This is a genomic window from Paenibacillus sp. SRL342 (genome assembly GCF_984798905.1).
The window spans coordinates 2,535,111-2,557,862 of record NZ_OZ481790.1; the positions used below are offsets into that span (position 1 = coordinate 2,535,111).

Sequence of the window (22,752 nt, forward strand, 5' to 3'; positions counted from 1 at the left end):
ATCAAGATGGCAAACCGAATTTTAGTCGTAGACGACGCTGCATTTATGAGAATGATGATCCGGGACATTTTGTCCAAAAATGGATATGAGGTTGTTGGTGAGGCACAGGATGGCTCACAAGCAATTGAGAAATTTAAAGAGCTTCGTCCGGATCTGATCACAATGGATATTACGATGCCTGAGATGGATGGCATTGCAGCTTTGAAAGAAATCAAGAAGATTGATGCTAACGCTAAAGTAATTATGTGCTCCGCGATGGGGCAACAAGCGATGGTAATCGACGCTATTCAAGCAGGTGCCAAAGACTTTATCGTTAAACCTTTCCAATCTGACCGGGTTATCGAAGCGATCAGCAAGACACTGGGCGTTTAAGAGACATGATGATGGCTCAGGGTGATATTCCAGGAGGAGCTGGCGTGGGAACCAATTATTATTTACAGCTTGTATGGGTGATTGTTGTCCTGGCCGTCATCCTGGCCCTTATTGTTTATCTGATCCGTTTTTTAAACAAACGGAATCAGCAAATGTTCCGGCACGGCACAATTCGTACCCTGGGCGGGGTTGGACTGGGGCAAAACAAGTCGCTGCAAATTATTGAAATTGGTGGAAGTGTATATCTGCTTGGTGTAGGTGAAGACATTCAGTTGGTAGATAAGGTTTCAGATCTGGAAGAGGCGCAAAGAATCATTGATTCCTTCGAACGAGATGCTGCTGCACAACAAGGGAATCTCTCACCTCTCATTGCCAAGCTCACAAAACGTTTCCGTAGAGAAGAACCGCCGCGGGAAATGGAACTAGAGGACACAACTTCTTTTCACGAAATGTTTGAATCCAAACTTCGGCAGATGCCTAACCGTAAAGAGAAGATGGAAAAGCTCCTGGATAAAGACAATACTACAGATCGGTCGAGGGATTCATGAAGAAAAAGATTTGGTTAGCGTGTTGTTTATTAGGACTTATCAGTCTGGCATCTGTAACGGTTGCCTTTGCCGAACCCATTCCGAATATTGATATTCAGATTGGAAACGGTGATGGAGGGACACCAAGCACGAGTTCACTGTCCATCATTCTGTTAATTACGGTGCTTAGTATTGCTCCAGCAATGCTTGTACTGATGACCAGTTTTACTCGGATTGTGATTGTGCTCGGTTTTATACGTACATCTTTAGGTACACAACAAATGCCACCGAATCAGGTGCTGGTCGGTTTGGCGCTATTTCTGACACTTTTCATTATGTCGCCGACGTTGTCTTCCATAAATCAGGTAGCGCTTCAGCCCTATCTCCAGGGAGAGCTTACGCAAACCGAGGCACTTGAAAAAGCAGCTGATCCCATAAAGAAATTTATGTTTAGTCATACCAGAGAAAAAGATCTGTTACTGTTTATGAAGTACAATCAGACTGAACAACCAAAGACCTATCAGGATATCCCAATTACTGTTATGGTGCCGGCATATGTAATCAGTGAGTTGAAGACAGCATTCCAGATGGGGTTTATGATTTTTATTCCGTTTCTGGTTATAGACATTGTTGTCGCGAGTACACTCATGGCAATGGGGATGATGATGCTTCCGCCGGTCATGATCTCATTACCTTTCAAAATACTGCTCTTTGTCCTTGTAGACGGGTGGTATCTGGTTGTCAAGTCACTGTTACTGAGTTTTAATACTTGATCCGGAAAGTTAAAGGAGGACGGTCATGACTTCGGAATTTATTATCGGTCTGGCCGGGAAAGCGGTATACACGTCATTGCTGGCCAGCGCACCCATGCTTATACTAGCTCTGGTTGTAGGACTTGCAATCAGTATTTTTCAAGCGACAACTCAAATTCAGGAACAAACATTAGCTTTTGTGCCCAAGATTGTTGCCGTACTTCTGGCAGTACTTTTGTTTGGACCTTGGATCTTAAATATCTTGGTCGATTTTACGTTTAACATTCTCGATAATCTATACAGATACATAGGGTAGGCTTTAGCAGATGGAGACATTGTTGCAAAGTTTCCCTGTCGCTCTGCTTATGTTTTGTCGAATCACATCATTTTTTGTAACTGCACCAGTTTTTTCGGCTCGAAATGTGCCGGCTTCAGTTAAAATTGGTATCTCTGCATTTGTCACATTGTCTGTCTATCTGATCTATGGAATAGACCAGACCGTGCCTACAGACCTGAGCTATGTCTTATTGATCATCAGAGAGATTTTAATTGGCCTGCTTTTAGGTTTTGTGGCTTATCTGTTGATGACGGCTGTCCAGACTGCGGGGACCTTTATCGATCTACAGATCGGTTTTGGTATGGCTAATGTATATGATCCAATGACAGGTGCTTCAGCTCCACTTACGGGTAACTTGAAGTATGCATTTGCAATGCTTCTGTTTCTGACGATGAATGGACACCATTATTTGCTGGATGCGATAGTTTACAGTTACCGGTGGGTACCATTATCGAATGTGTTTTTCCTACGGTTGGCAGATGGAAGTATTGCTGAATTTTTGATTCAGACCTTAGGTCAATCATTTATGCTGGCTTTTCAGATGTCGGCTCCAATTGTAGTTGCGTTGTTTTTGACGGATGTTGGATTGGGTTTTTTGGCCAAAACTGCTCCTCAATTTAATGTATTTGCAGTTGGGTTGCCGCTTAAGTTACTCGTTGGTCTTGCTATTTTGCTTTTGCTGGTTCCCAGTTTCTCCTTTGTATTTAGTCAATTGTTCGAAGCGATTTTCAGATCGATGGAAAAATTGCTTGGAACCATTGGACAAAGGCCCGGCTGAGTGAAACGGAGGAAAAGACACGGATGAAACTTCAACTCGACCTCCAGTTGTTTTCAGGGGAGAAGACGGAGAAAGCTACCCCGAAAAAGAGACAGGATACACGAAAAAAAGGACAGGTTGTAAAAAGTGCTGAACTATCTGGCGCATCCATTCTCCTAATCGCGTTTTTGATCATGATGGTATTCAGCAATTTCTATAAAGAACGTATAGTTCGTCTGTTTACAGATATCTTTATCAATCGATTGAGTATGGATATCACCGGAGAGAATGTGATGGCGCTTATGATGCGCTATGGCATTGAAGTTTTGTTACTGATCGCTCCCGTTTTGCTGGGTGCGTTATTGGTTGCTTTGATCGTTAACTACATGCAAGTTGGTTTTCTTCTTGTAGGGGAAGGTTTGAAGCCAAAACTTGAGAAACTGGACCCGATTAAAGGTTTCAAAAATATATTCTCTCTCCGCTCATTAGTGGAATTTGCTAAATCCATTTTGAAAATGTCGATTATCGGTTATCTCGTTTACAGTACAATTAAAGGCTACCAGTCAGATATTGCATCACTTTCTCATTTTTCATTGGATGCTATTTTACATTTCGCTGCGTCGATCACTTTAAGTCTTGGTATCAAGATTGCAGTGGCATTAATGATACTTGCGATATTTGATTACATGTATCAGAAGTATGACCATGAGAAGAAGATTCGCATGTCCAAGCAGGACATTAAGGATGAGTACAAGAAAATGGAAGGCGATCCGCTGATCAAAGGTAAAATTCGGGAACGTCAGCGTCGTATGGCTATGCAGCGTATGATGCAGGAAGTGCCGAATGCGGATGTAATCATCACGAACCCGACCCACTTCGCGGTTGCGCTAAAGTATGAAGGTTCCGAGATGGAGGCACCGCAGATTATTGCCAAAGGTCAGGATTATGTCGCCTTGCGTATTAAGGAAATTGCCAAAGAAAACGGTGTTATTACGATGGAAAACAAGCCGTTAGCACGAGCATTGTTCCAGAGAGCCGAGATTGGTGACGCTATACCGGCCGATTTGTTTCAAGCGGTAGCCGAAGTGCTGGCTTATGTATATAAACTAAAGGGCAGAACGAAATAAAAGGGGATCGGAGGCCGTACATTCATTGAAGATTAAAGATATAGCTGTCCTTGCGGGTATCATTGGCATTGTGTTGATGATGATTCTCCCGATCCCGCCCTGGCTGTTGGACTTGTTGCTGGTCGTGAATATTTCAATTGCTCTGATGATACTCCTTGTTGCCATGAACAGCAAAGAAGCGTTGCAGTTTTCTATTTTTCCAGCTTTGCTGTTGATCACTACACTATTCCGACTGGCACTGAACATTTCGACAACCAAGCTAATCCTTGGTGATGGGGATGCCGGAGCTGTAGTTGCTACCTTTGGTAGCTGGATTGCTGGTGGGCAAATTGCGATTGGATTTATTGTGTTTTTGATCCTCGTTGTCGTTCAGTTTATCGTTATTACAAAGGGGTCTGAGCGCGTAGCTGAAGTTGCTGCCCGATTCACCCTCGATGCGATGCCTGGTAAACAAATGAGTATTGATGCGGATCTGAATGCGGGTCTGATCAACGAGCAACAAGCTCGTGAGCGTCGTTCCAAAATTGAACGTGAAGCCGATTTCTATGGAGCGATGGATGGAGCAAGTAAATTCGTAAAAGGTGACGCAATTGCAAGTATTATCATCCTCCTGATCAATCTCATTGGTGGATTTATAATCGGTATGACTGTGCATGGGATGGCTTTTGCAGATGCAATGTCAACGTACTCTGTACTGACGATCGGAGATGGATTGGTAAGCCAAATCCCTGCTCTGCTTATTTCCACAGCAGCAGGACTTATCGTCACCAGAGCGTCATCCGAAGGAAACCTGGCAGATGATATTACAGGGCAACTGTTTACATATCCAATACTTATTTATATCGTAGCTTTCGTTATCGCCATGCTCGGTTTCTTCACACCCATTCATGTTATTACTACGCTTCCGTTGGCAGGTGTGTTGGCATATGCCGCGTGGCGTATGCAGAATAATCTGAATTTGAAACAAGTAGCGGAAGAACAGTTGGAAGAAGAACAGCAGATTGAAGAGGTTAGAAGTCCTGAAAGTGTAATTAACCTGCTTCAGGTGGACCCTATTGAGTTTGAATTTGGTTATGGTTTAATCCCGCTTGCTGATAATCAGCAGGGTGGGGACTTATTGGATCGGATCATTATGATTCGGAGGCAGTGTGCTCTTGAACTTGGGTTGGTCGTTCCGGTCATACGGATTCGAGACAATATCCAGCTAAGACCCAATGAGTATGTTATCAAAATCAAGGGTAATGTGGTAGGCGGAGGAGAACTGTTGCTGAATCATTACCTTGCCATGAGTCCTGGCTATGATGAGGAGTCTGTGACAGGTATTGAAACGACGGAGCCTGCTTTTGGACTTCCGGCACTATGGATTGATGAAGTAACCAAAGACAGAGCGGAACTTGCAGGATATACGGTCGTTGATCCGCCTTCCGTTGTGGCTACACATCTGACGGAACTGATTAAGAAACATGCGCATGAGTTACTTGGAAGACAAGAGACAAAAGCACTTGTGGATAATCTCAGAGAGAACTATTCTGCCCTTGTGGATGAACTGATCCCTTCTCTACTTTCCATTGGTGATGTACAGAAAGTGCTTGCCAAGTTATTGCGTGAGAAAATATCTATTCGGGATATGGTTACCATCTTCGAGACACTGGCTGACTATGGTACGTATACGAAGGATCCTGATGTGCTGACTGAATACGTCAGACAATCCCTCTCACGTCAGATTACTCAGCAGTTCTCTCAAAAAGGTGAGACACTTCGAGTGATCACGGTTGGACCTGGTCTTGAGAAGAAAATTGCTGAAAGTGTGCAACAATCGGATCAAGGCAGTTATCTTGCGCTGGACCCTGTATCTACACAAAGTGTATATCAGAAGCTCAGTGAACAAGTGAACCGTTTGATTCAATCAGGTCAGCAACCTGTTGTATTAACTTCTCCAACCATTCGGATGTATCTGCGTCAGGTTATTGAACGTACTATGCAGGACATTCCTGTGCTTTCCTACAGCGAGTTGGAGCCGAATGTTGAAATTCAAAGTATCGGGGTGGTGAACTTATGAGAGTAAAACAATACGTTGTTGAGACCATGCCCGAAGCTATGCTTCAAATTCGCAAAGACCTGGGAAGTGATGCCGTTATTCTGTCCACCAAAGAGATTAAGGTGGGCGGTGTAATGGGAATGTTTCGCAAAAAACGGATCGAAGTTGTAGCTGCAGTGGATAAGGAAGAAAACAAGCAAACAACAAAGCCAGTACAAAATCAATTCACACCTGTACCTCGTGCATTTGTACCTGAGGCTTATCGGCAAACAGCTCGTTCGTTTGTTGCGGCTTCTGATGAGTCGGCGACAATGAGTACAGGTGATCAAAGTGCACAGGACCAATCTGCGGCTGCGCCGTCTGTGTTTGAATCGCGTAATATCGGTTCAGACATAGACAGCGGCTCTGGTTCTTCGAGCACGGATCATAAACCGCGACCGCAAGGGGCGGATTTTTCGGGTTCAGCAACTGGTCCGAAGCCAACAGGTTCAGACCTGCAGCAGGATAAGTTGATGACTGAATTGCAGGATCTTAAACAGATGGTAACCAGGCTTTCAAAGCAAGGTACTTCTGCGGATCCTGTGCCAGAGGAACTGCATACGATCCGAGAACGTTTGACAGAACAAGATGTTTGGCCTGAAGTATGGGAATCCTGGTTTGATTCAATTCAAGCAAAATGGTCTGAGGATGGATTGAAAGAACAGGATGTAGAGCAAATAGTGAAGCTTGAGGTTATGCACTTTTTGGAGCAACGTATTGAAGAAGGCATTCTTCCTACCACGCGAATCGTCTATGTAGCTGGACCAACCGGTGTAGGGAAAACAACGACAATTGCAAAATTGGCTGCTGAACAAATGTTCAAAAAACAGCGTAAAGTTGGATTCATTACATCAGATACGTATCGGATCTCGGCGGTAGAACAGCTTAGAACATATGCATCTATACTGAATGTTCCACTTGAGGTGGTACAATCACCCGGTGATACACAACGTGCCATTTCTCGATTAGAGAATTGTGATTTGATTTTTATGGATACAGCGGGTAGAAACTACAGAAATGAATTACTTGTTTCGGAATTGCAAAGTTTGCTTGCTCCTGTAGAGAATAGCGAAACCTTTCTGGTCATGAGTATGACTTCCAAAAGTGCTGATATGGTTCAGATTACGGAACATTTCAGTAAATATGGTCTAGATAAGGTGATTTTCACCAAAATGGATGAGACTGGGAGTTGCGGTCCGTTATTTAACTTGTTACACCGTTTTCCACTCAAGCTCGCATATGTGGCAAATGGACAAAATGTTCCGGACGATTTGTTGAAGCCGGATGCAGATTCGTTGTCTAAACAGTTGCTGGGAGAATGGTCACAATGAAGGATCAGGCAGCTGCACTTCGAAGTATGGTCTCCGCGCCATTGGAATTGGAAGGCATTGAGCGAGATATTCGATCCTCGAAAATCATTACTGTGGCCAGTGGTAAGGGAGGTGTTGGTAAATCCAATTTCACACTGAACTTTGCCTTGGCATTGCAGGCTTTGGGGCAAAAGGTACTTGTATTTGATGCTGATATTGGAATGGCTAATATTGATGTTCTTATGGGTACGTCTTCTTCCTATAATCTTTACCACCTGTTGTACCGACATAAATCCATAAGGGAAATCATACAACTGGGTGCCAGTGGCTTGCCTTACATTGCTGGGGGATCAGGCATGAAAGAGTTGTTCTCATTGTCTGATCGTGATCTGGAGTTTTTCGCCAGTCAAGTCGAGGATATTGCCCAGGAAATGGATTATGTCATCTTTGACACTGGGGCAGGACTCTCCAGAGAGAATATGAAGTTCATCGGTGCTGCTGATGAATGCCTGATTATAACTACACCTGAACCGACTTCAATAACCGATGCTTATGCTTTAGTCAAAGTTATGCACGGCCAGGAAAATGCTACGCCCTTTCGGATGATCGTTAACCGGGTGGAAGACGAACGAGAAGCGGAACGGGTGGCAGATAAAATAGCTGGAGTGGCGAGGCGGTTTTTGCAGACGGATATTCCGCTACTTGGGTATATTTCAGAAGACGCCCAGGTAGTCAAGGCGGTTAAAAGGCAAATGCCCTATAGTCTGGCTTATCCCAATGCCAAAGCCTCCAAAGATATAGAGAAACTTGCTCTTCGTTATCTGGCTGTACCTGCAACTCCGGGATCCGGAACCTTGACAGGAATCAGGGGATTTATGAATAAGTGGCTTAAACGAACAACATGATTTCTGAATAAAGGAAACAGGGGTGACACAACATGGCGGTGTATCAAGTATTGGTTGTCGATGATTCCGCTTTTATGCGTAAGATTGTTACGGATTTGATCCAAGCGGATCCGGAATTCAAGGTTACGGCAACGGCATCAAACGGTAGAGAAGCGATTCAAAAATCACTGGAATTGAAACCAGATATTATTACAATGGACGTTGAGATGCCCGAAATGAATGGGTTGGATGCTTTAAAATCAATTATGAAGGAATCTTTCGTTCCTGTGATTATGCTCTCTGGTATCAATGAACAAGGTATGAAAGAAACCATTATGGCGCTTGAAGCCGGGGCATTTGACTTCATTCGCAAACCATCTATTTCACATGACCAGGATATTGCTCAAGTCGGTAAAGCCTTGGTTGAGCGCATGCGTGCTGCGATGAATGAGATCAAAAGAAAAGCTGATCGTGAGTTATCCATGAAAAATAGAGACATGTTGCGAGGAGCAGTTGCTCCCCCAACTCAGCCAGTGCAGAAAGAACTGCCGGCTAGGGATCGAGCGGAACCTGTGAAAAAAACGATCGAACCTGTCCAGACGAGTCAACACTCTCTTCGAGAGCGGACTGAAGCTTTTCAGGCCAAGTCAAAGAAAGCAATTGAACCATTGTCACCTTCAAAACCAGGTCGCGTAGAGAACAAATCAGAGCCTTTGCCGAAGGCTGAGCGTAATCTGGGGACGAAGGCAGAAAAAGCAGTGAGGTCAGCTAATACGGTACAGACTCCAAAGGAAGTTCGACTACCTAATGCAGCTAGAGTGGCAGCCGATCAAATAGCGGCAACTTCTGCCTCTGCAAAAGCCAAGGATGTAATCAAGCCTAATCCTGTCCCCAAAGGTGGAGGGGGGCTGGAAGGACCATTCAACAAACTTGTGGCAATAGGTTGTTCTACGGGTGGACCGAGGGCTCTCAAAACATTGCTTGAGCAGTTGCCTGCTGATTTGCCTGCACCGGTTATTATTGTGCAGCATATGCCGCCCAACTTCACACGTTCTCTGGCTCAACGATTAAATACATTCAGTCCACTGCATGTGGTTGAAGCTGAAGAGGGCATGGTTCTGAAAAAAGGAACTGCCTATATAGCACCCGGCGGATTCCATGTGAAAGTTAACAAAACAGCAGACGGGAAGTTTATCGTGAAGCTGACTGAAGATCAACCAGTGAATGGCCATAGACCTTCAGTGGATACGATGTTTGAGTCACTTCTGCCGTTTACATCTTTACAAAGGCATCTTGTTTTGCTCACGGGAATGGGAAGTGATGGAGCACGTATGATGAAGAGATTATACGAAGCTGGAGTTACATCAACCTTTGCCGAGAATGAAGAAACATGTGTTGTATATGGTATGCCGCGTTCTGCTGTAGAGCTGCAATGCGTTCGTCATCTTCTGCCATTGCAGGAGATTGCGTCTAAACTTGTTCAAGCAGTGAAATAACGGAGTGTAACTCACGGAGGAGGTGCCTCACAATGGACATGAACCAATATTTATCCATGTTTATTGATGAGTCTAATGATCATCTGCAATCGCTTAACGAAAACATGCTTCAACTCGAAGGCAATCCGGAAGACCTGGGCATAGTTCAGGTTATATTCCGCTCTGCTCATACCTTGAAGGGTATGGCAGCAACTATGGGCTTTGAAGATTTGGCATCACTGACACATAAAATGGAAAATGTGTTGGATCTGGTTCGTAATGAGAAGTTGAAAATGCAGGATTACATTTTTGATACCATGTTCAAGAGTCTGGATGCTTTGGAAACCATGGTTCAGGATATTACCGAAGGTGGACAAGGTAAAGCAGATGTGTCGGCAATCGTAGCTTCACTTCAGGCCATTGAAAATGGTGAAATGACAAATGGAGACGGACCTGCTACAGAAACAAACAAGCCAGCTAACGCTTCAATTTCTTCGGCTGTGGAGCTGGATGAATTCCAATATTCAGTGCTGGATCAGTCGATCGCCGAAGGTCATCGTGTGTTCTACGTGGATGTGCTTGTTAGCGAGCATAGCCAGTTAAAAGGTGTACGGGCTTATATGGTCTTTGATATGCTGGAACGTTCAGGTGAAGTCGTTAAGGCTTACCCATCCGTTCAGGATATTGAGCAGGAGAAGTTTGAGCGCAGTTTCTCGTTGTATTACATAACAACTAAAGAGGCGCACGAACTGGAAGAAGGCATCATGAGTATCTCTGAAATTGAAAGTGCGAAGCTCATTCAACTGGATCAGGAGACTCTTCAGCAGATGGCCAATCAGGTAGCAGCTACAGTTGAAGCGCCACCCGCACCAACAGCTGTAGCTGAGGTTGCTTCGCCGGATAAGAATTCTGTACCCAAAGAAGAAACCACAACGGCACCAGCTAAAACAGCTGCACCGAAGCAAGCTGCTGCACCTTCACGTACCATTCGTGTGGATATTGAACGTCTCGACGTATTGATGAACCTGTTCAGCGAATTGTTGATTGACCGTTCACGTCTGGAGCAACTGGCCAGTGAAACAGGCAACAATGATTTATCCGATACAGTAGCTCATTTAAGTCGAGTTAGCACAGATTTGCAAAATATTGTACTGAAATTGCGGATGGTTCCGGTAGATACTGTATTTAATCGATTCCCGCGCATGATCCGTGATCTGGCTAAGACACTTGATAAAAAAATCGATCTGGTGATTACAGGTGCTGAGACGGAACTGGATCGTACGGTAATTGATGAGATTGGTGATCCGCTTGTGCATTTACTGCGTAACGCGGTTGACCATGGTGTGGAATCCATTGCAGAGCGTGTAGCTGCAGGTAAACCAGAGATGGGTACAGTAAACCTGCGTGCCTTCCACAGTGGGAATCACGTATTTATCGAGATTGAAGATGATGGTAAAGGTATCTATCGCGACAAGCTTTTGAAAACCGCGATCAAACGTGGTGTTGTAACCGAAGAACAAGGTGCCAAGATGAGTGACGATGAAGTAAATCAACTGTTGTTCGCACCTGGTTTTAGTACTGCTGATATTATCTCGGATATCTCTGGTCGGGGCGTTGGCTTGGATGTAGTAAAATCGAAGATCACTTCGCTTGGCGGTAATGTAACCATTCATTCAACTCCAGGCAAAGGCACGAACTTCTCTGTTCAGCTTCCATTGACTCTATCCATTATTGCTGCAATGCTTGTACGACTTGGTTCAGAGAAATACGCTGTTCCGTTGTCCTCCATTGTAGAGACGGCCATTGTACAACGTGAGCAAGTTCGTAATATTCACGGCAATAAAATGATCACGTTCCGTGAGTCACTGATTCCGTACTTGTCCTTGAGCGAAGTTTTCTCCGTACCGGATTTCAATGACGCTGATGAGCAGGAAACAGAAATTGTCGTGATTCGCAAAGGCGACCGTCTTGCAGCCGTAGCTGTTGAAGAATTTATTGGACAGAGTGAGATTGTTCTCAAATCAATGGGAACCTATCTTCCTGCTATTGAAGGAATCTCTGGAGCAACCATTCTCGGAGATGGACAAGTAGCCCTGATTCTTGATCCTAATGCATTTATTAAATAAGCATAGAGCTAAGTCTTACATTTAATAGGGAGGTTTTTTACATGGAAGAAGAGTTGAAAGTCATCGTCTTTAAATTGGGTTCCGAAGAGTATGGTATTGAGGTAGATAAGGTTCAGACGATTGAGCGCATGATGCCAATTACCCGTGTTCCCAAGACACTTTCCTTTGTAAAAGGAGTTATTAATCTACGCGGTGTTGTAATTCCGGTCATTGATCTACGCGGTCGTTTCTCCCTTCCGGAAACGGAATACACGGATCAGACTCGTATTGTTATCGTAGGTGTAGACGACATGCAAGTTGGCTTTATCGTAGATTCTGCCAATGATGTTATTGATATTAAGAGCAGTGCAATCGATAGCCCACCAGAAGTGGTTGGCGGCGTCAAAGCAAGATACCTGCGAGGTGTTGCTAAATTGGAGGATTCACGCTTGTTGATTATGCTCAACCTAAACGAAGTATTAAATAAAAGCGAGATTGTACAGCTGGAAAGTGTTGAGGGCTAGTACCGTGGAGATGTTCAACCGATTTGAGGTATTCCAGATGGATGTGCTCAAAGAGGTCGGTAACATTGGAGCAGGCAACGCCGCAACGGCGTTGTCTCAACTCCTCAACAGACCGATTGACATGGGTGTACCTACAGTACAAATGCTCCCTTTTGAAGAAGTTGCCGAAAAAGTGGGCGGAGATGAACGCATCGTGGTTACCGTGTTTCTTCGTGTAGAAGGCGAAGCACCGGGAAATCTTTTCTTTATGATGACACCAGAGGCTGCTAAAATGTTGTTGAATAGACTTGCCGGGTTTGATCTAAAAGAAGGACTCGCTTTTACAGATATGGAACAATCAGCGCTTTCCGAAATTGGAAATATTTTGGCTGGATCCTATCTTTCTTCTTTGGCAGATTTCACGAAGTTGTCTATGTATCCAACTGTTCCTGGACTTGCCATCGACATGGCGGGTGCCATTCTAAGTTATGGCTTGCTGCAATTTGGCGAGATGGGTGACGCTGCATTGTTGATTGACACATCTTTCTTTGAAGGTGAAGATCAAGTTGAGGGTCAGTTTTTCCTCATTCCGGATCCACCATCCTTTGCAAAGATATTTGAATCGCTAGGGGTGCCACTGAGCCATGATTGAGGACAAAAGCGTCGTTAAAGTCGGTATGGCGGATTTAAACATCGCTCATCTTCCTGGTGTAATCCGTACGACGGGCTTGGGCTCGTGTGTGGGATTAACAATGTATGACCCACATTTGAAGCTGGCTGGAATGGCGCATGTCATGCTTCCTACTTCAGAGATCGCCCGTGAAGGGAAACTGAACACTGCGAAATATGCGGATACGGCGTTGCCTGAGCTTTTGGAAAAGATGATAAAACTAGGCGCTTCTCACTCACGTATTGTGTCTAAAATGGCCGGGGGCTCTCAGATGTTTGCCTTTGCTGGCGCAGGAGATACAATGCGCATTGGACCAAGGAATGCAGATTCTTGTCGAGAGTGGCTTCAAAAACTCAATATCCCTCTTCTAGCAGAAGATACGGGTGGGAATTATGGACGAACGATTGAGATGGACTGTGAAACTGGACTTTTGACTATTCGAAGTGTACAAATGGGTGTAAAGGAATTATAAGACTATGATAGGAAACTACCGCATTAATCTTGGAGCAGGCATCGTTGGGTTTATTCTTACTTTTTTTGTAGCATACAGCAGCAATGTGCTGATGACCAGTTTAATTCGCGGATTGATCGGATTCGTAGCCTGGTTTGTCCTTGCATATGGTTTACGCTGGGGATTGGGATTGCTGCTGAACCCTCAGATCGAGGGAAATGGGTATGGTTATGATTCACCAAATGCTCAAGATCAAAGAGGTTCACAGGTGGACATTAAAATCGAAGACGATGGACAAGAGCTGAATGATTTGCTCAAGAGTGGACAGAACGCTTCATCTGGGGACGATCTTCCGCCATCTGAGACGAAAGCTCCAACGGGATTCGCCCCTTTGGATCCGCCTAAACTTGTCCGGACCAAGGATCCGGAGGAATTGGCGCAGGCCGTTCGTCACCTGACAGACAAATAAGGAGGGTGAAAGCAATTGAACGAGCGTAAAGCTTCACATTTGAACCATTCTGATCTGTGGGAAAAGTGGAAAGAACATGGAGATCTTGATGCCAAGAAAACGTTGATTGAAAAGTATCTTCATATTGTAAATTATGTATCCGGTCGACTGGCTGTTGGTTTACCCAAAAATGTTCCCAAGGATGACTTGGAGAGCAATGGCGTTATGGGGTTAATTGATGCATTGGAGAAGTTCGACTATGAACGTGGTCTGCAATTTGAAACTTATGCATCATGGAGGGTCCGCGGAGCCATTCTTGACGGTCTGCGTCAAGGAGATTGGGTTCCGCGTTCTGTGCGTGAGAAGGCCAAGCGAATTGAAGACGCCTACCAACAGCTGGAACAAAGTTATCTGAGGTCTGTTAGTGATGAGGAAATGAGCGAGTACCTGGACGTGTCCACTAAAGATTTTCAACATATGCTTCAGGAAGTGGCAGTCATGTCACTTTGCTCGCTGGAGGACCCAATTCGTGAGGAAGAGTCTGAGACTCGTCTGTCTTTGATGGTGGATGAGAAAGCCAAAAACCCGGATTATAAAGTGAATGAGTTTTATTTGAAGGAAGCTTTGGTGCAAGGGCTTGACAAGTTGACGGTAAAAGAGAGAACGGTTGTTTCACTCTTGTATTACGAAGATCTTTCTCTTAGTGAAATTGCTGAGGTTATGTCTCTTTCTCCGTCTCGTATATCCCAGTTACATTCCAAGGCAATATTACGATTACGCGGCACGTTGGACAAACAGAAAGATTTGTTGATGCGTAAAGATTAATAGAGAGAAGTAATATCATTGGAGTTTGGGGAGTGGAAAGTCTAAAAGGGGGAAGAATTGCAGTGACACAGCGGACTGCTTTGGAACAATGTTTAAACATTGTTTTATCGGACGACAAATGCACAGCCTACCTTGAATTTTCCAAAGAGGAAGAAGGCTTTGCCTGCACGATCGATGAACTTGAACAATTTGTGGCGAACAAGGGCATCAAACAAGGTGTATCGCGAGAGGCATTATTACTTTTTGTGAGCAACCCTGAAACCTATTTGAAAGATAAATATAAGATTGCAGAGGGTGTCGCTCCCATTCAAGGAACAGATGGCTTCATCAAGGTCCTGGTTGGGATGGACGATACGAATGAACGACGACCATTGGAATCGGAAGATGGAACCGTCGATTACAAAGAAGTGACCCGGTTAAACAATGTCCGTAGTGGTCAGATCATTGCAGAGCGGATCGCTCCTAGCGATGGCATACCAGGCAGGGCAGTAACAGGTGAGGAAATTCCTTATCGTCCGGGAAAAGAAGCTCGGTTTAAAGTTGGGAAAAACGTTGTGATTAACCCGGATGGTTCTGCGATGTATGCTGCACTGGATGGGCTGGTTACCAAAACGGACGGTAACAAACTGAATGTGTTTCCGGTCTATGAAGTCAATGGTGACGTTGACTACAATAACGGTAATATTGACTTTGTAGGCACAGTTGTCATACGAGGCAATGTACTTACCGGATTTAAAGTAAAAGCAGCAGGTGACATTCGTGTTGTCGGAGGTGTCGAAGGAGCTGAACTGGAAGCAGGCGGCTCAATCGAAATTACCGGTGGTATTATTGGTTATAACAAAGGACTGGTACAAGCAGGCCATAATGTTAAATGTACTTTCATTCAAGAAGGTAACGTAGATGCCGGTGAAGATGTTCTGGTTTCCCAAAGTATTATGCATTCCAATATTCGTGCTGGCCATGGTGTCATCTGTGCGGGCACCAAAGGTCTTATCGTTGGTGGCTCGATCCAGGCTGGTCAGAACGTCTCAGCGCGTGTTGTGGGCAACAGCATGTCCACGGTCACTTCCATTGAAGTTGGTGTGCTACCAAAGCTACGTAACGAACTCAATGATTTGCGCAAGGAAGTCAGAGAGCAGATGGATTCCTTGGATAAAACGAAGAAAGCTTTGACATTGCTGGATCAATTAGCTGCCGCTGGACAACTCACTCCAGATAAGATGTCGATGCGAATCAAGCTGAATGCTACGCAGAAATCTGCTCTTCGTATAAGTGAAGAAACGAAAACGCGTATCTTTGAAATTGAAAAGGCACTTGAAGATACAAGTAAGGCTCGTGTTGATATTCTGAAGATGATTTATGGAGGCTCTAAAATAGTTATCGGCAGATACACGAAATTTATTAAAGATCCAGTGAGTCGAATTTCATTTTATTATCACGATGGTGATATTACGATGGTTCCATACGTTTAAGTACAGCATTCAGGCACAGGAAGAAATCCATTCGAAACCGTGAGGTGAGCGTATGAGTTTCAAAGCAGTGGAGTTGCAGATTGCGGTACCACGAACAAGTGAAGCGGGACGTTATCAAAGTGAAGCCCAGCAGCGACCGATTACGGATCAGAATCTTTTGGCAGAGCAAACATCGAAAGAAGCAAATGAAGCAAGGCAACGAAGTGAAGCAATGGACGAAACTTCACAGACTTCGGTGCGTGATGGTCATAACCATGATGGGGATCAGCAGAGTGGTTCCGATGGACAGGAGTCTGCTCAGGCTCAAGAAACTGTCAAACCTGCAGAGCACCCGTACAAGGGAAAACACATAGATCTGTCTTTATAATAAATGGTTGTTATGGATATGGAATCTTGCGCACCGATGGTTGAATCAGAAGGAGAGAACCCAATTTGTCACCATGGATCATTATTGTCATATTAGGGGCCTGCGCCATCGCCTATGCTTGTATTATGCCTCGGAAAAACAAGGCGCAAGAGCCTGGGCATCAACTGGTGCAGGAGATGGAATCTACGCTTGAACACTACATGACCGAGATCGAAAATGATAATGATGCTCTTATTCAACGTGTAGCTGAAATGAAGGGAGAAGCGACAGCAGCCGATCAACGTATGCAATTGCAACTTCAGGAATTACAGCAGCGGTTGGATCAGCTGGAACAGAGCAAAAAGAACGAACCTGTCGCTGCACCTGTTCCACACTCCGGTAATGTATCCGTACCATCTTCCGAAGGTTTGCAAGCACAAGCGCTCGTGAAAAGTGTACAAGCAGAGGCGGCCCAGCAGGCGTTAGAAGCAGACGAACAGACCAGTGAAGTCGAATCTTTGCCTGGGAGTGAGTCGATTAAAGATCGATATGCAGAACTCTTTAATCTACATGCTGAGGGTAAGTCGATGGATGCCATATCCAAGCAGACAGGCATTCAGCGTGGTGAGGTACAGTTAATACTGCAACTGGCAGAACGGGAGGAAAGCTAAGTCATGGACAAGCGATCCTTATGGATTGGTATAGGGAGCGGCTTGATTATTGGTGCGGTTTTGCTACAACTGGCCACAGTTGGACAAAATGCATTATCGGATAGTAATCTGGACCCTGAGCAGACCGCCAATATGACCAAAGAACAGCTTGAAACAGTCGCAAAAAGCCTGGATATGAAGGTGGTTGGTTCTGAAGAGGGATTGTTCACAGAAGCTGAGTGGGTAGAGAAGAAAAAGCAAGAAAGCAGTGAGTTGCAAGGGGAAACAGCAACACCGCCGGAGACAGTAACCTCTACGGAAACACCCGCAGAGCCTGAGAAGCCACAAGAGCCTGCTGCAAGTGAAGGTGAAGGGCAAAAAGAGATAACTGAGCCGAAGACAACAGAACCTGTAACGCCGAGCAATCCGAAAGGCGCAACAGTATCATTCAAGGTACGCTCAGGCAATAGTCTGGCGATCGTTGCAGCAAACCTAAAAACCGCGGGAATCGTAGATGATGCTCAAGCGTTCATCAAGGCTGGCAAAGCTGAGCGAATCAATACGAAAATCCAAGTGGGTACCTATGCGCTTGAAAAAGGCGAAAGTTTCAAATCCATTATCGCAAAAATTACGAAAGAACCGTCAAACTGAGCATGCTCGGACAGGACGGTTTTTGCGTATTAAACGGTGCATTTTCAAAGCTTGATAATAATTAGCGCCTGAGTTACATATCAAGTTTAAAATGATTCGATACTAGCAAAAAACGAAAAGTAGATTTTAGCTTTAAAGACTGTTGCATCGGACAGTCAATTATGCTATATTAGATAACGGTGTTAAAACACACGCATGTGCTAATTTTGTTGAGGGTGCTTTCCTTATGGAGAGTCTTGGCGAAAAATGATGCCGGCGGAGGACACAATAAAAACCATATTAGGAGGTGTGTGAAGATGGCAGTAATCTCCATGAAGCAGCTTCTCGAAGCTGGGGTACACTTCGGTCACCAGACTCGTCGTTGGAACCCAAAAATGGATCGTTATATCTTCACTGAAAGAAACGGAATTTATATCATCGACTTGCAAAAGACGGTGAAGAAAGTCGAAGAGGCTTACAACTTCGTTAAAGGAATCGCAGGAGAGAATGGTAAAATTCTTTTCGTGGGTACTAAGAAACAAGCTCAAGATTCCGTTAAAGAAGAAGCTGAACGTGCTGGTCAATTCTACATTAACCAACGCTGGCTTGGCGGTACCCTGACTAACTTCCAAACAATTCAAAAACGTATTGATCGTTTGAAACAGTTGGAAGCTTGGGAAGAAGACGGTACATTCGCTGTATTGCCTAAAAAAGAAGTTATCTTGCTTCGCAAAGAAAAAGATCGTCTGGAGAAATTCTTGGGCGGTATTAAAAATATGAAAGGCCTGCCAAGCGCCCTGTTCATCATCGATCCACGCAAAGAGCGTATCGCTGTTGCGGAAGCTCGCAAATTGGGTATCCCAATTGTAGGTATCGTTGATACTAACTGCGATCCGGACGAGATCGATTATGTTATCCCAGGTAATGACGACGCGATCCGCGCTGTTAAATTGCTGACAGGTAAAATGGCTGACGCAGTAATCGAAGCTAACCAAGGCGAAGAAACTTCCGCTTAATAGATTCGAACATATGTTATAAACTAAATGAAAAGGGTGGTTGGCAGGTGGATAACCTCTCACTGCCCTTTTTTTAGAGTGTACGTACAATACTTAATGTTGGAGGGAATTTATAATGGCAGTTAATGCGAGTGCGGTAAAAGAACTTCGCGAAAGAACGGGCGCTGGTATGCTCGATTGTAAAAAAGCACTGGAAGAAGCAAATGGTGATGTAACAAAAGCAGCTGAATTGTTGCGTGAGAAAGGTCTCTCTGCAGCAGCAAGCAAAGCAGGCCGTGCAGCCACTGAAGGCGTTGTAGAATCTTACATCCACGCTGGTGGACGCATTGGTGTCTTGGTTGAAGTTAACTGTGAAACTGACTTCGTTGGTAAAACGGATCAATTTAAGGATTTCGTTAAAGATGTAGCTATGCAAATCGCTGCAGCTAATCCTAAATTCGTTACACGCGAAGAAGTTCCTGCAGATGAGCTGGAAAAAGAAAAAGAAATCCTGAAAGCTCAAGCTCTTAACGAAGGCAAACCAGAGAAAATCATTGAAAAAATGGTTGAAGGCCGTATCGGTAAATACTACGAAGAGTACTGCCTGCTGGAACAAACTTTCGTAAAAGATCCAGACAAAACGATCTCTCAATTGTTGAACGAAAAAATCAGCCAAATTGGTGAAAACATCTCCATCCGTCGTTTCGTTCGTTACGAACTGGGTGAAGGTCTTGAGAAAAAAGTAGACAACTTCGTAGAAGAAGTAATGTCCCAAGTAAACAAATAAGACGGTTTCTATAAACCGGCGAGCAAAATTGATTTTCGAAGATATAAGAATGATGAAACTTCGAAGCGTAAACTCCCTTATATCTCAGGAAAACAGTGCCTTACCGGTTAAACGTTTTTCCTAAAAGAGCGGAACACAACTGTGTTCCTTTCTTTTTAAGCAGGAGGCCATGCGCGAGAAGTTTTGTTGGTTGAACACCAAGCGTGTTCAATTCAAAGTGGAGGGTGAATAATTGGAACAGCCAGTATTTAAACGTGTAGTCTTAAAGGTCAGCGGAGAGTCTCTTTCCGGTCAAAACGGCTACGGTATTGATGCAGATACGATCTCGTCGATTGCCCAACAGGTAAAAGAGGTTGTTGCACTTGGTGTACAGGTTGCTATTGTATGTGGCGGCGGAAACATCTGGCGTGGAATTGCCGGTAGCGAAAAAGGCATCGATCGTGCAACTGCCGATTATATGGGTATGCTGGCGACAGTGATGAACTCGCTGGCACTGCAGGATGCTTTGGAACAGATTGAAGTGCCTACGCGTGTACAGACATCTATTGCAATGCAACAGATTGCAGAGCCTTATATTCGTCGTAGAGCTATTCGCCATCTGGAGAAAGGCCGGGTCGTTATTTTTGCAGCAGGTACAGGTAACCCGTTCTTTTCCACGGATACAACAGCAGCACTGCGCGCAGCGGAGATTGAAGCAGAAGTTATCTTGATGGCCAAAAATAAAGTTGATGGTGTATACTCAGCAGATCCGTTTAAGGACAGTACAGCTGTGAAATTTGATCAGTTGACCTACATGGATATTCTTAACAAAGACCTTGGTGTAATGGATTCGACGGCATCCTCGCTTTGTAAGGACAACAACATCCCGTTGATCGTATTTGCCATTACGGAACAAGGTAACATCAAACGTGTTGTTCTGGGCGAACGTATCGGAACAATCGTTAAAGGGAGTGTAGATTAATGCCACAAGCGGTTAAACAACATGCCGAAGAGCGTATGGAAAAAGCAATTCAAGCATTGCGTCGTGACTTGGCTACTTTGCGTGCAGGCCGTGCAACTCCAGCTCTTCTGGACCGAATTCAGGTAGAGTATTATGGGGCAATGACGCCATTGAATCAACTCGCTAATATCAGTACTCCGGATTCCCGTACCCTGATGATTCAGCCTTGGGACAAATCCTCCATGGGTGACATCGAGCGTGCCATCATGAAATCGGATCTGGGTCTTACTCCAGCCAATGATGGTAGCATGATCCGTTTGTCTATTCCGGCATTGACGGAAGAACGTAGAGCGGAACTTGTTAAGCTGACGAAAAAGTTCGGTGAAGAAGGTAAAGTAGCGATTCGTAACATTCGCCGTGACGCGAATGATGACATCAAGAAAATGGAAAAGTCAGATATTTCCGAGGATGAATCCCGGAGACATCAGGACGATATCCAAAAATCGACCGACAAGTTTATTGCTGAAGTCGATAAGGTACTCGCTGCCAAAGAAAAAGAAATCATGGAAGTGTAAGACAAGCGCAGCCCCTCCAATACGGTGGGGTTTTGTCTCTTTTTCCAAGCTTCAGATAAAGAAACTTCAGGGATTTTGGAGGAACAGGAATGATCAAACGGGTTCGGTCGTGGTGGAATGGGGCTGACAAGCAGGAAACGCTGACTATATCCGAGGACAATATCCCGCAGCACGTCGCCATCATCATGGACGGCAATGGACGATGGGCCAAACGTTTGGGACTCCCGCGTATAGCCGGGCACCAAAATGGCATGAAGGCGGTCAAACGTGCGACCATCGCGGCGGATGAACTGGGCATCAAATATCTGACGATGTACGCTTTTTCGACAGAAAACTGGACGCGTCCAAAAGAAGAAGTGGATTTTCTGATGCGACTTCCGCAAGAATTTCTAGCCATAGAGCTGGATGAACTTATAGAAAAAAATGTGCGCATTCGCATGATGGGTCAAGAGGAACATTTACCTTCTCATACCATTAATGCCTTGCGGGAAGCCATTCGTCTTACGGAACATAATACAGGTCTCGTTTTGAACTTTGCAATGAACTATGGAAGTCGTCGTGAAATGACGGATTGTGTTAAACAGATCGCTCTGCAGGTGAAATCGGGGGAACTATCGGCAGAGGACATAACACCAGAACTCATTGATAGACATATGCTGACGGTTGACATGCCCGATCCGGATCTGCTGATCCGGACGAGCGGAGAGTTGAGATTAAGCAACTTTATGCTCTGGCAGCTTGCATATAGTGAATTATGGTTTACGGATATATACTGGCCCGAATTTGGCAAAAAGCATTTGCTTGAAGCAGTAGCCGAATATCAGCGCAGAACAAGGCGTTACGGCGGTTTGAAATAGATGGAGGATGAAGCCGTTGAAACAGCGATTAACGACAGGAATCATAGCAGGTGTGTTGTTTTTAGGTTTTTGCATGCTGGGCGGACCCTGGTACCATGGTTTGGTACTGCTTATGGCTCTCATCGGTTATTATGAATTTGTTAAAATGACCGGGGTGATGCCTTTTTCAGGTGTGGCCCTGATTGGATATGCTGGTGTTTTTGCCATTGTGTTTCCTTGGGAAATGCTTTGGGAGGCAAGACCGTTATCCTTATTTCAGGTCATCTGGATAGTAATGCTTGTGCTGATGACAGCTTCGGTTGTCACCAAAAATAAGCTTCCCGTGAATACAGTGGCGATGCTTTTCCTCGGCGTGTTGTATATAGGGATCGGTTTCTATTACATTGCAGAATCCAGACATCTGCATCATGGATTGTTCTGGACGTTCCTGTTGCTGGGCTCCATATGGGCCAGTGATGCAGGAGCTTATTTTGTAGGGAAACTAATTGGTAAAAACAAACTGTGGCCTTCCATCAGTCCAAACAAAACCGTGGAGGGTGCACTGGGTGGCATCTTGATTGCAATTGTTACTTCTGTTATTTTTGCATTAGTATCAGATGGTTTGCTTTCCTGGCAGAGAGCGATTGTGATCGGAATTGCCTGTGCAGTTGTAGGTCAGATGGGTGACTTGATCCAGTCTGCATACAAACGTGTATATAATATCAAGGATTCAGGCAGTCTTCTCCCAGGGCATGGAGGCATTCTTGATCGGTGCGACAGCTGGATTGTTGTTTTTCCATTCGTACATATACTAATGCTATTGCCCTACTAAAGAAGAACATGAGTCTGAGATAACAGCATTGTTCGTTGTAGGCATTGATAATTAAAGATGAGGTGCAGC

General features: G+C 44.7%; 26 protein-coding genes. All 26 read left to right on the forward strand.

Going from position 1 to position 22,752, the window contains the following annotated elements:
* Positions 1–6 precede the first annotated feature (6 nt).
* Positions 7–372 carry a response regulator gene (locus tag AC4E8D_RS11665; RefSeq protein ID WP_017689175.1) on the forward strand — a complete coding sequence of 122 codons (366 nt, stop codon included), beginning with the start codon at positions 7–9 and terminating at the stop codon, positions 370–372.
* An 11-nt stretch (positions 373–383) separates the two neighbouring features.
* A complete protein-coding gene (locus tag AC4E8D_RS11670; RefSeq protein ID WP_143760270.1) occupies positions 384–920 on the forward strand; it encodes a flagellar biosynthetic protein FliO in 537 nt (178 codons plus the stop codon).
* Positions 917–1,672 (forward strand): flagellar type III secretion system pore protein FliP, encoded by a 756-nt coding sequence (fliP, locus tag AC4E8D_RS11675; protein ID WP_017689173.1) that lies wholly within the window; start codon positions 917–919, stop codon positions 1,670–1,672. The genes AC4E8D_RS11670 and fliP overlap by 4 nt, the downstream gene beginning before the upstream one ends.
* Before the next feature lie 25 nt (positions 1,673–1,697).
* Entirely contained in the window at positions 1,698–1,967 is a 270-nt protein-coding gene (fliQ, locus tag AC4E8D_RS11680) for a flagellar biosynthesis protein FliQ (protein ID WP_047842485.1), read from the forward strand.
* A gap of 10 nt (positions 1,968–1,977) precedes the next feature.
* A complete protein-coding gene (gene fliR, locus AC4E8D_RS11685) occupies positions 1,978–2,766 on the forward strand; it encodes a flagellar biosynthetic protein FliR (protein ID WP_036609353.1) in 789 nt (262 codons plus the stop codon).
* Positions 2,767–2,789: 23 nt separating this feature from the next.
* Positions 2,790–3,872, forward strand: coding sequence for a flagellar biosynthesis protein FlhB (flhB, locus tag AC4E8D_RS11690; protein WP_179088479.1), 1,083 nt, complete (start codon positions 2,790–2,792; stop codon positions 3,870–3,872).
* Positions 3,873–3,897: 25 nt separating this feature from the next.
* Positions 3,898–5,931, forward strand: a complete 2,034-nt coding sequence (gene flhA / locus AC4E8D_RS11695; protein ID WP_091017288.1) for a flagellar biosynthesis protein FlhA — start codon at positions 3,898–3,900, stop codon at positions 5,929–5,931.
* Entirely contained in the window at positions 5,928–7,280 is a 1,353-nt protein-coding gene (gene flhF, locus AC4E8D_RS11700; RefSeq protein WP_221824175.1) for a flagellar biosynthesis GTPase FlhF, read from the forward strand. The genes flhA and flhF overlap by 4 nt, the downstream gene beginning before the upstream one ends.
* Complete coding sequence (locus AC4E8D_RS11705; protein ID WP_076208891.1) at positions 7,277–8,164, forward strand: MinD/ParA family protein; 888 nt, start codon at positions 7,277–7,279, stop codon at positions 8,162–8,164. Before flhF ends, AC4E8D_RS11705 begins: the two co-directional genes overlap by 4 nt.
* Before the next feature lie 32 nt (positions 8,165–8,196).
* Entirely contained in the window at positions 8,197–9,639 is a 1,443-nt protein-coding gene (gene cheB, locus AC4E8D_RS11710; RefSeq protein ID WP_490206248.1) for a chemotaxis-specific protein-glutamate methyltransferase CheB, read from the forward strand.
* Between the two features lie 32 nt (positions 9,640–9,671).
* Positions 9,672–11,744 (forward strand): chemotaxis protein CheW, encoded by a 2,073-nt coding sequence (locus tag AC4E8D_RS11715; protein ID WP_490206249.1) that lies wholly within the window; start codon positions 9,672–9,674, stop codon positions 11,742–11,744.
* A gap of 41 nt (positions 11,745–11,785) precedes the next feature.
* Entirely contained in the window at positions 11,786–12,247 is a 462-nt protein-coding gene (locus AC4E8D_RS11720; RefSeq protein ID WP_036609340.1) for a chemotaxis protein CheW, read from the forward strand.
* A gap of 10 nt (positions 12,248–12,257) precedes the next feature.
* A complete protein-coding gene (locus AC4E8D_RS11725; RefSeq protein WP_091034987.1) occupies positions 12,258–12,878 on the forward strand; it encodes a chemotaxis protein CheC in 621 nt (206 codons plus the stop codon).
* Complete coding sequence (locus AC4E8D_RS11730; RefSeq protein WP_017689162.1) at positions 12,871–13,368, forward strand: chemotaxis protein CheD; 498 nt, start codon at positions 12,871–12,873, stop codon at positions 13,366–13,368. Before AC4E8D_RS11725 ends, AC4E8D_RS11730 begins: the two co-directional genes overlap by 8 nt.
* A 4-nt stretch (positions 13,369–13,372) precedes the next feature.
* Positions 13,373–13,816 (forward strand): hypothetical protein, encoded by a 444-nt coding sequence (locus AC4E8D_RS11735; RefSeq protein ID WP_076208888.1) that lies wholly within the window; start codon positions 13,373–13,375, stop codon positions 13,814–13,816.
* Positions 13,817–13,831: 15 nt separating this feature from the next.
* Positions 13,832–14,620: a FliA/WhiG family RNA polymerase sigma factor gene (locus AC4E8D_RS11740; protein ID WP_339184077.1), complete on the forward strand. Its 789-nt coding sequence runs from the start codon at positions 13,832–13,834 to the stop codon at positions 14,618–14,620.
* A 62-nt stretch (positions 14,621–14,682) separates the two neighbouring features.
* Positions 14,683–16,092: a flagellar assembly protein A gene (locus AC4E8D_RS11745; protein WP_221824169.1), complete on the forward strand. Its 1,410-nt coding sequence runs from the start codon at positions 14,683–14,685 to the stop codon at positions 16,090–16,092.
* Between the two features lie 52 nt (positions 16,093–16,144).
* Positions 16,145–16,459: a hypothetical protein gene (locus AC4E8D_RS11750; RefSeq protein WP_076208886.1), complete on the forward strand. Its 315-nt coding sequence runs from the start codon at positions 16,145–16,147 to the stop codon at positions 16,457–16,459.
* A gap of 65 nt (positions 16,460–16,524) precedes the next feature.
* Positions 16,525–17,109 (forward strand): hypothetical protein, encoded by a 585-nt coding sequence (locus AC4E8D_RS11755; RefSeq protein WP_221824167.1) that lies wholly within the window; start codon positions 16,525–16,527, stop codon positions 17,107–17,109.
* Positions 17,110–17,112: 3 nt separating this feature from the next.
* The gene (locus AC4E8D_RS11760; RefSeq protein WP_221824165.1) at positions 17,113–17,739 is read left to right on the forward strand and encodes a hypothetical protein; all 627 of its coding nucleotides are present in this window, start codon (positions 17,113–17,115) and stop codon (positions 17,737–17,739) included.
* A 296-nt stretch (positions 17,740–18,035) separates the two neighbouring features.
* Positions 18,036–18,734 (forward strand): 30S ribosomal protein S2, encoded by a 699-nt coding sequence (rpsB, locus tag AC4E8D_RS11765; protein ID WP_017689155.1) that lies wholly within the window; start codon positions 18,036–18,038, stop codon positions 18,732–18,734.
* 115 nt (positions 18,735–18,849) lie between these two features.
* Complete coding sequence (gene tsf, locus AC4E8D_RS11770; protein ID WP_036609326.1) at positions 18,850–19,500, forward strand: translation elongation factor Ts; 651 nt, start codon at positions 18,850–18,852, stop codon at positions 19,498–19,500.
* 232 nt (positions 19,501–19,732) lie between these two features.
* Positions 19,733–20,461 (forward strand): UMP kinase, encoded by a 729-nt coding sequence (gene pyrH, locus AC4E8D_RS11775; protein ID WP_076208883.1) that lies wholly within the window; start codon positions 19,733–19,735, stop codon positions 20,459–20,461.
* Positions 20,461–21,015, forward strand: a complete 555-nt coding sequence (gene frr, locus AC4E8D_RS11780; RefSeq protein ID WP_017689152.1) for a ribosome recycling factor — start codon at positions 20,461–20,463, stop codon at positions 21,013–21,015. The genes pyrH and frr overlap by 1 nt, the downstream gene beginning before the upstream one ends.
* Before the next feature lie 89 nt (positions 21,016–21,104).
* The gene (gene uppS / locus AC4E8D_RS11785) at positions 21,105–21,872 is read left to right on the forward strand and encodes an undecaprenyl pyrophosphate synthase (RefSeq protein ID WP_017689151.1); all 768 of its coding nucleotides are present in this window, start codon (positions 21,105–21,107) and stop codon (positions 21,870–21,872) included.
* 16 nt (positions 21,873–21,888) lie between these two features.
* Positions 21,889–22,683: a phosphatidate cytidylyltransferase gene (locus tag AC4E8D_RS11790; RefSeq protein ID WP_490206483.1), complete on the forward strand. Its 795-nt coding sequence runs from the start codon at positions 21,889–21,891 to the stop codon at positions 22,681–22,683.
* Positions 22,684–22,752: the final 69 nt, after the last annotated feature.

What these genes read in the sequence shown, in the direction of transcription:
- AC4E8D_RS11665 (WP_017689175.1), top strand. Translation starts at nt 7, where the DNA reads ATGGCAAACCGAATTTTAGTCGTAGACGACGCTGCATTTATGAGAATG.
- AC4E8D_RS11670 (WP_143760270.1), top strand. Translation starts at nt 384, where the DNA reads ATGGCTCAGGGTGATATTCCAGGAGGAGCTGGCGTGGGAACCAATTAT.
- fliP (WP_017689173.1), top strand. Translation starts at nt 917, where the DNA reads ATGAAGAAAAAGATTTGGTTAGCGTGTTGTTTATTAGGACTTATCAGT.
- fliQ (WP_047842485.1), top strand. Translation starts at nt 1,698, where the DNA reads ATGACTTCGGAATTTATTATCGGTCTGGCCGGGAAAGCGGTATACACG.
- fliR (WP_036609353.1), top strand. Translation starts at nt 1,978, where the DNA reads ATGGAGACATTGTTGCAAAGTTTCCCTGTCGCTCTGCTTATGTTTTGT.
- flhB (WP_179088479.1), top strand. Translation starts at nt 2,790, where the DNA reads ATGAAACTTCAACTCGACCTCCAGTTGTTTTCAGGGGAGAAGACGGAG.
- flhF (WP_221824175.1), top strand. Translation starts at nt 5,928, where the DNA reads ATGAGAGTAAAACAATACGTTGTTGAGACCATGCCCGAAGCTATGCTT.
- AC4E8D_RS11705 (WP_076208891.1), top strand. Translation starts at nt 7,277, where the DNA reads ATGAAGGATCAGGCAGCTGCACTTCGAAGTATGGTCTCCGCGCCATTG.
- cheB (WP_490206248.1), top strand. Translation starts at nt 8,197, where the DNA reads ATGGCGGTGTATCAAGTATTGGTTGTCGATGATTCCGCTTTTATGCGT.
- AC4E8D_RS11715 (WP_490206249.1), top strand. Translation starts at nt 9,672, where the DNA reads ATGGACATGAACCAATATTTATCCATGTTTATTGATGAGTCTAATGAT.
- AC4E8D_RS11720 (WP_036609340.1), top strand. Translation starts at nt 11,786, where the DNA reads ATGGAAGAAGAGTTGAAAGTCATCGTCTTTAAATTGGGTTCCGAAGAG.
- AC4E8D_RS11725 (WP_091034987.1), top strand. Translation starts at nt 12,258, where the DNA reads ATGTTCAACCGATTTGAGGTATTCCAGATGGATGTGCTCAAAGAGGTC.
- AC4E8D_RS11730 (WP_017689162.1), top strand. Translation starts at nt 12,871, where the DNA reads ATGATTGAGGACAAAAGCGTCGTTAAAGTCGGTATGGCGGATTTAAAC.
- AC4E8D_RS11735 (WP_076208888.1), top strand. Translation starts at nt 13,373, where the DNA reads ATGATAGGAAACTACCGCATTAATCTTGGAGCAGGCATCGTTGGGTTT.
- AC4E8D_RS11750 (WP_076208886.1), top strand. Translation starts at nt 16,145, where the DNA reads ATGAGTTTCAAAGCAGTGGAGTTGCAGATTGCGGTACCACGAACAAGT.
- AC4E8D_RS11760 (WP_221824165.1), top strand. Translation starts at nt 17,113, where the DNA reads ATGGACAAGCGATCCTTATGGATTGGTATAGGGAGCGGCTTGATTATT.
- rpsB (WP_017689155.1), top strand. Translation starts at nt 18,036, where the DNA reads ATGGCAGTAATCTCCATGAAGCAGCTTCTCGAAGCTGGGGTACACTTC.
- tsf (WP_036609326.1), top strand. Translation starts at nt 18,850, where the DNA reads ATGGCAGTTAATGCGAGTGCGGTAAAAGAACTTCGCGAAAGAACGGGC.
- frr (WP_017689152.1), top strand. Translation starts at nt 20,461, where the DNA reads ATGCCACAAGCGGTTAAACAACATGCCGAAGAGCGTATGGAAAAAGCA.
- uppS (WP_017689151.1), top strand. Translation starts at nt 21,105, where the DNA reads ATGATCAAACGGGTTCGGTCGTGGTGGAATGGGGCTGACAAGCAGGAA.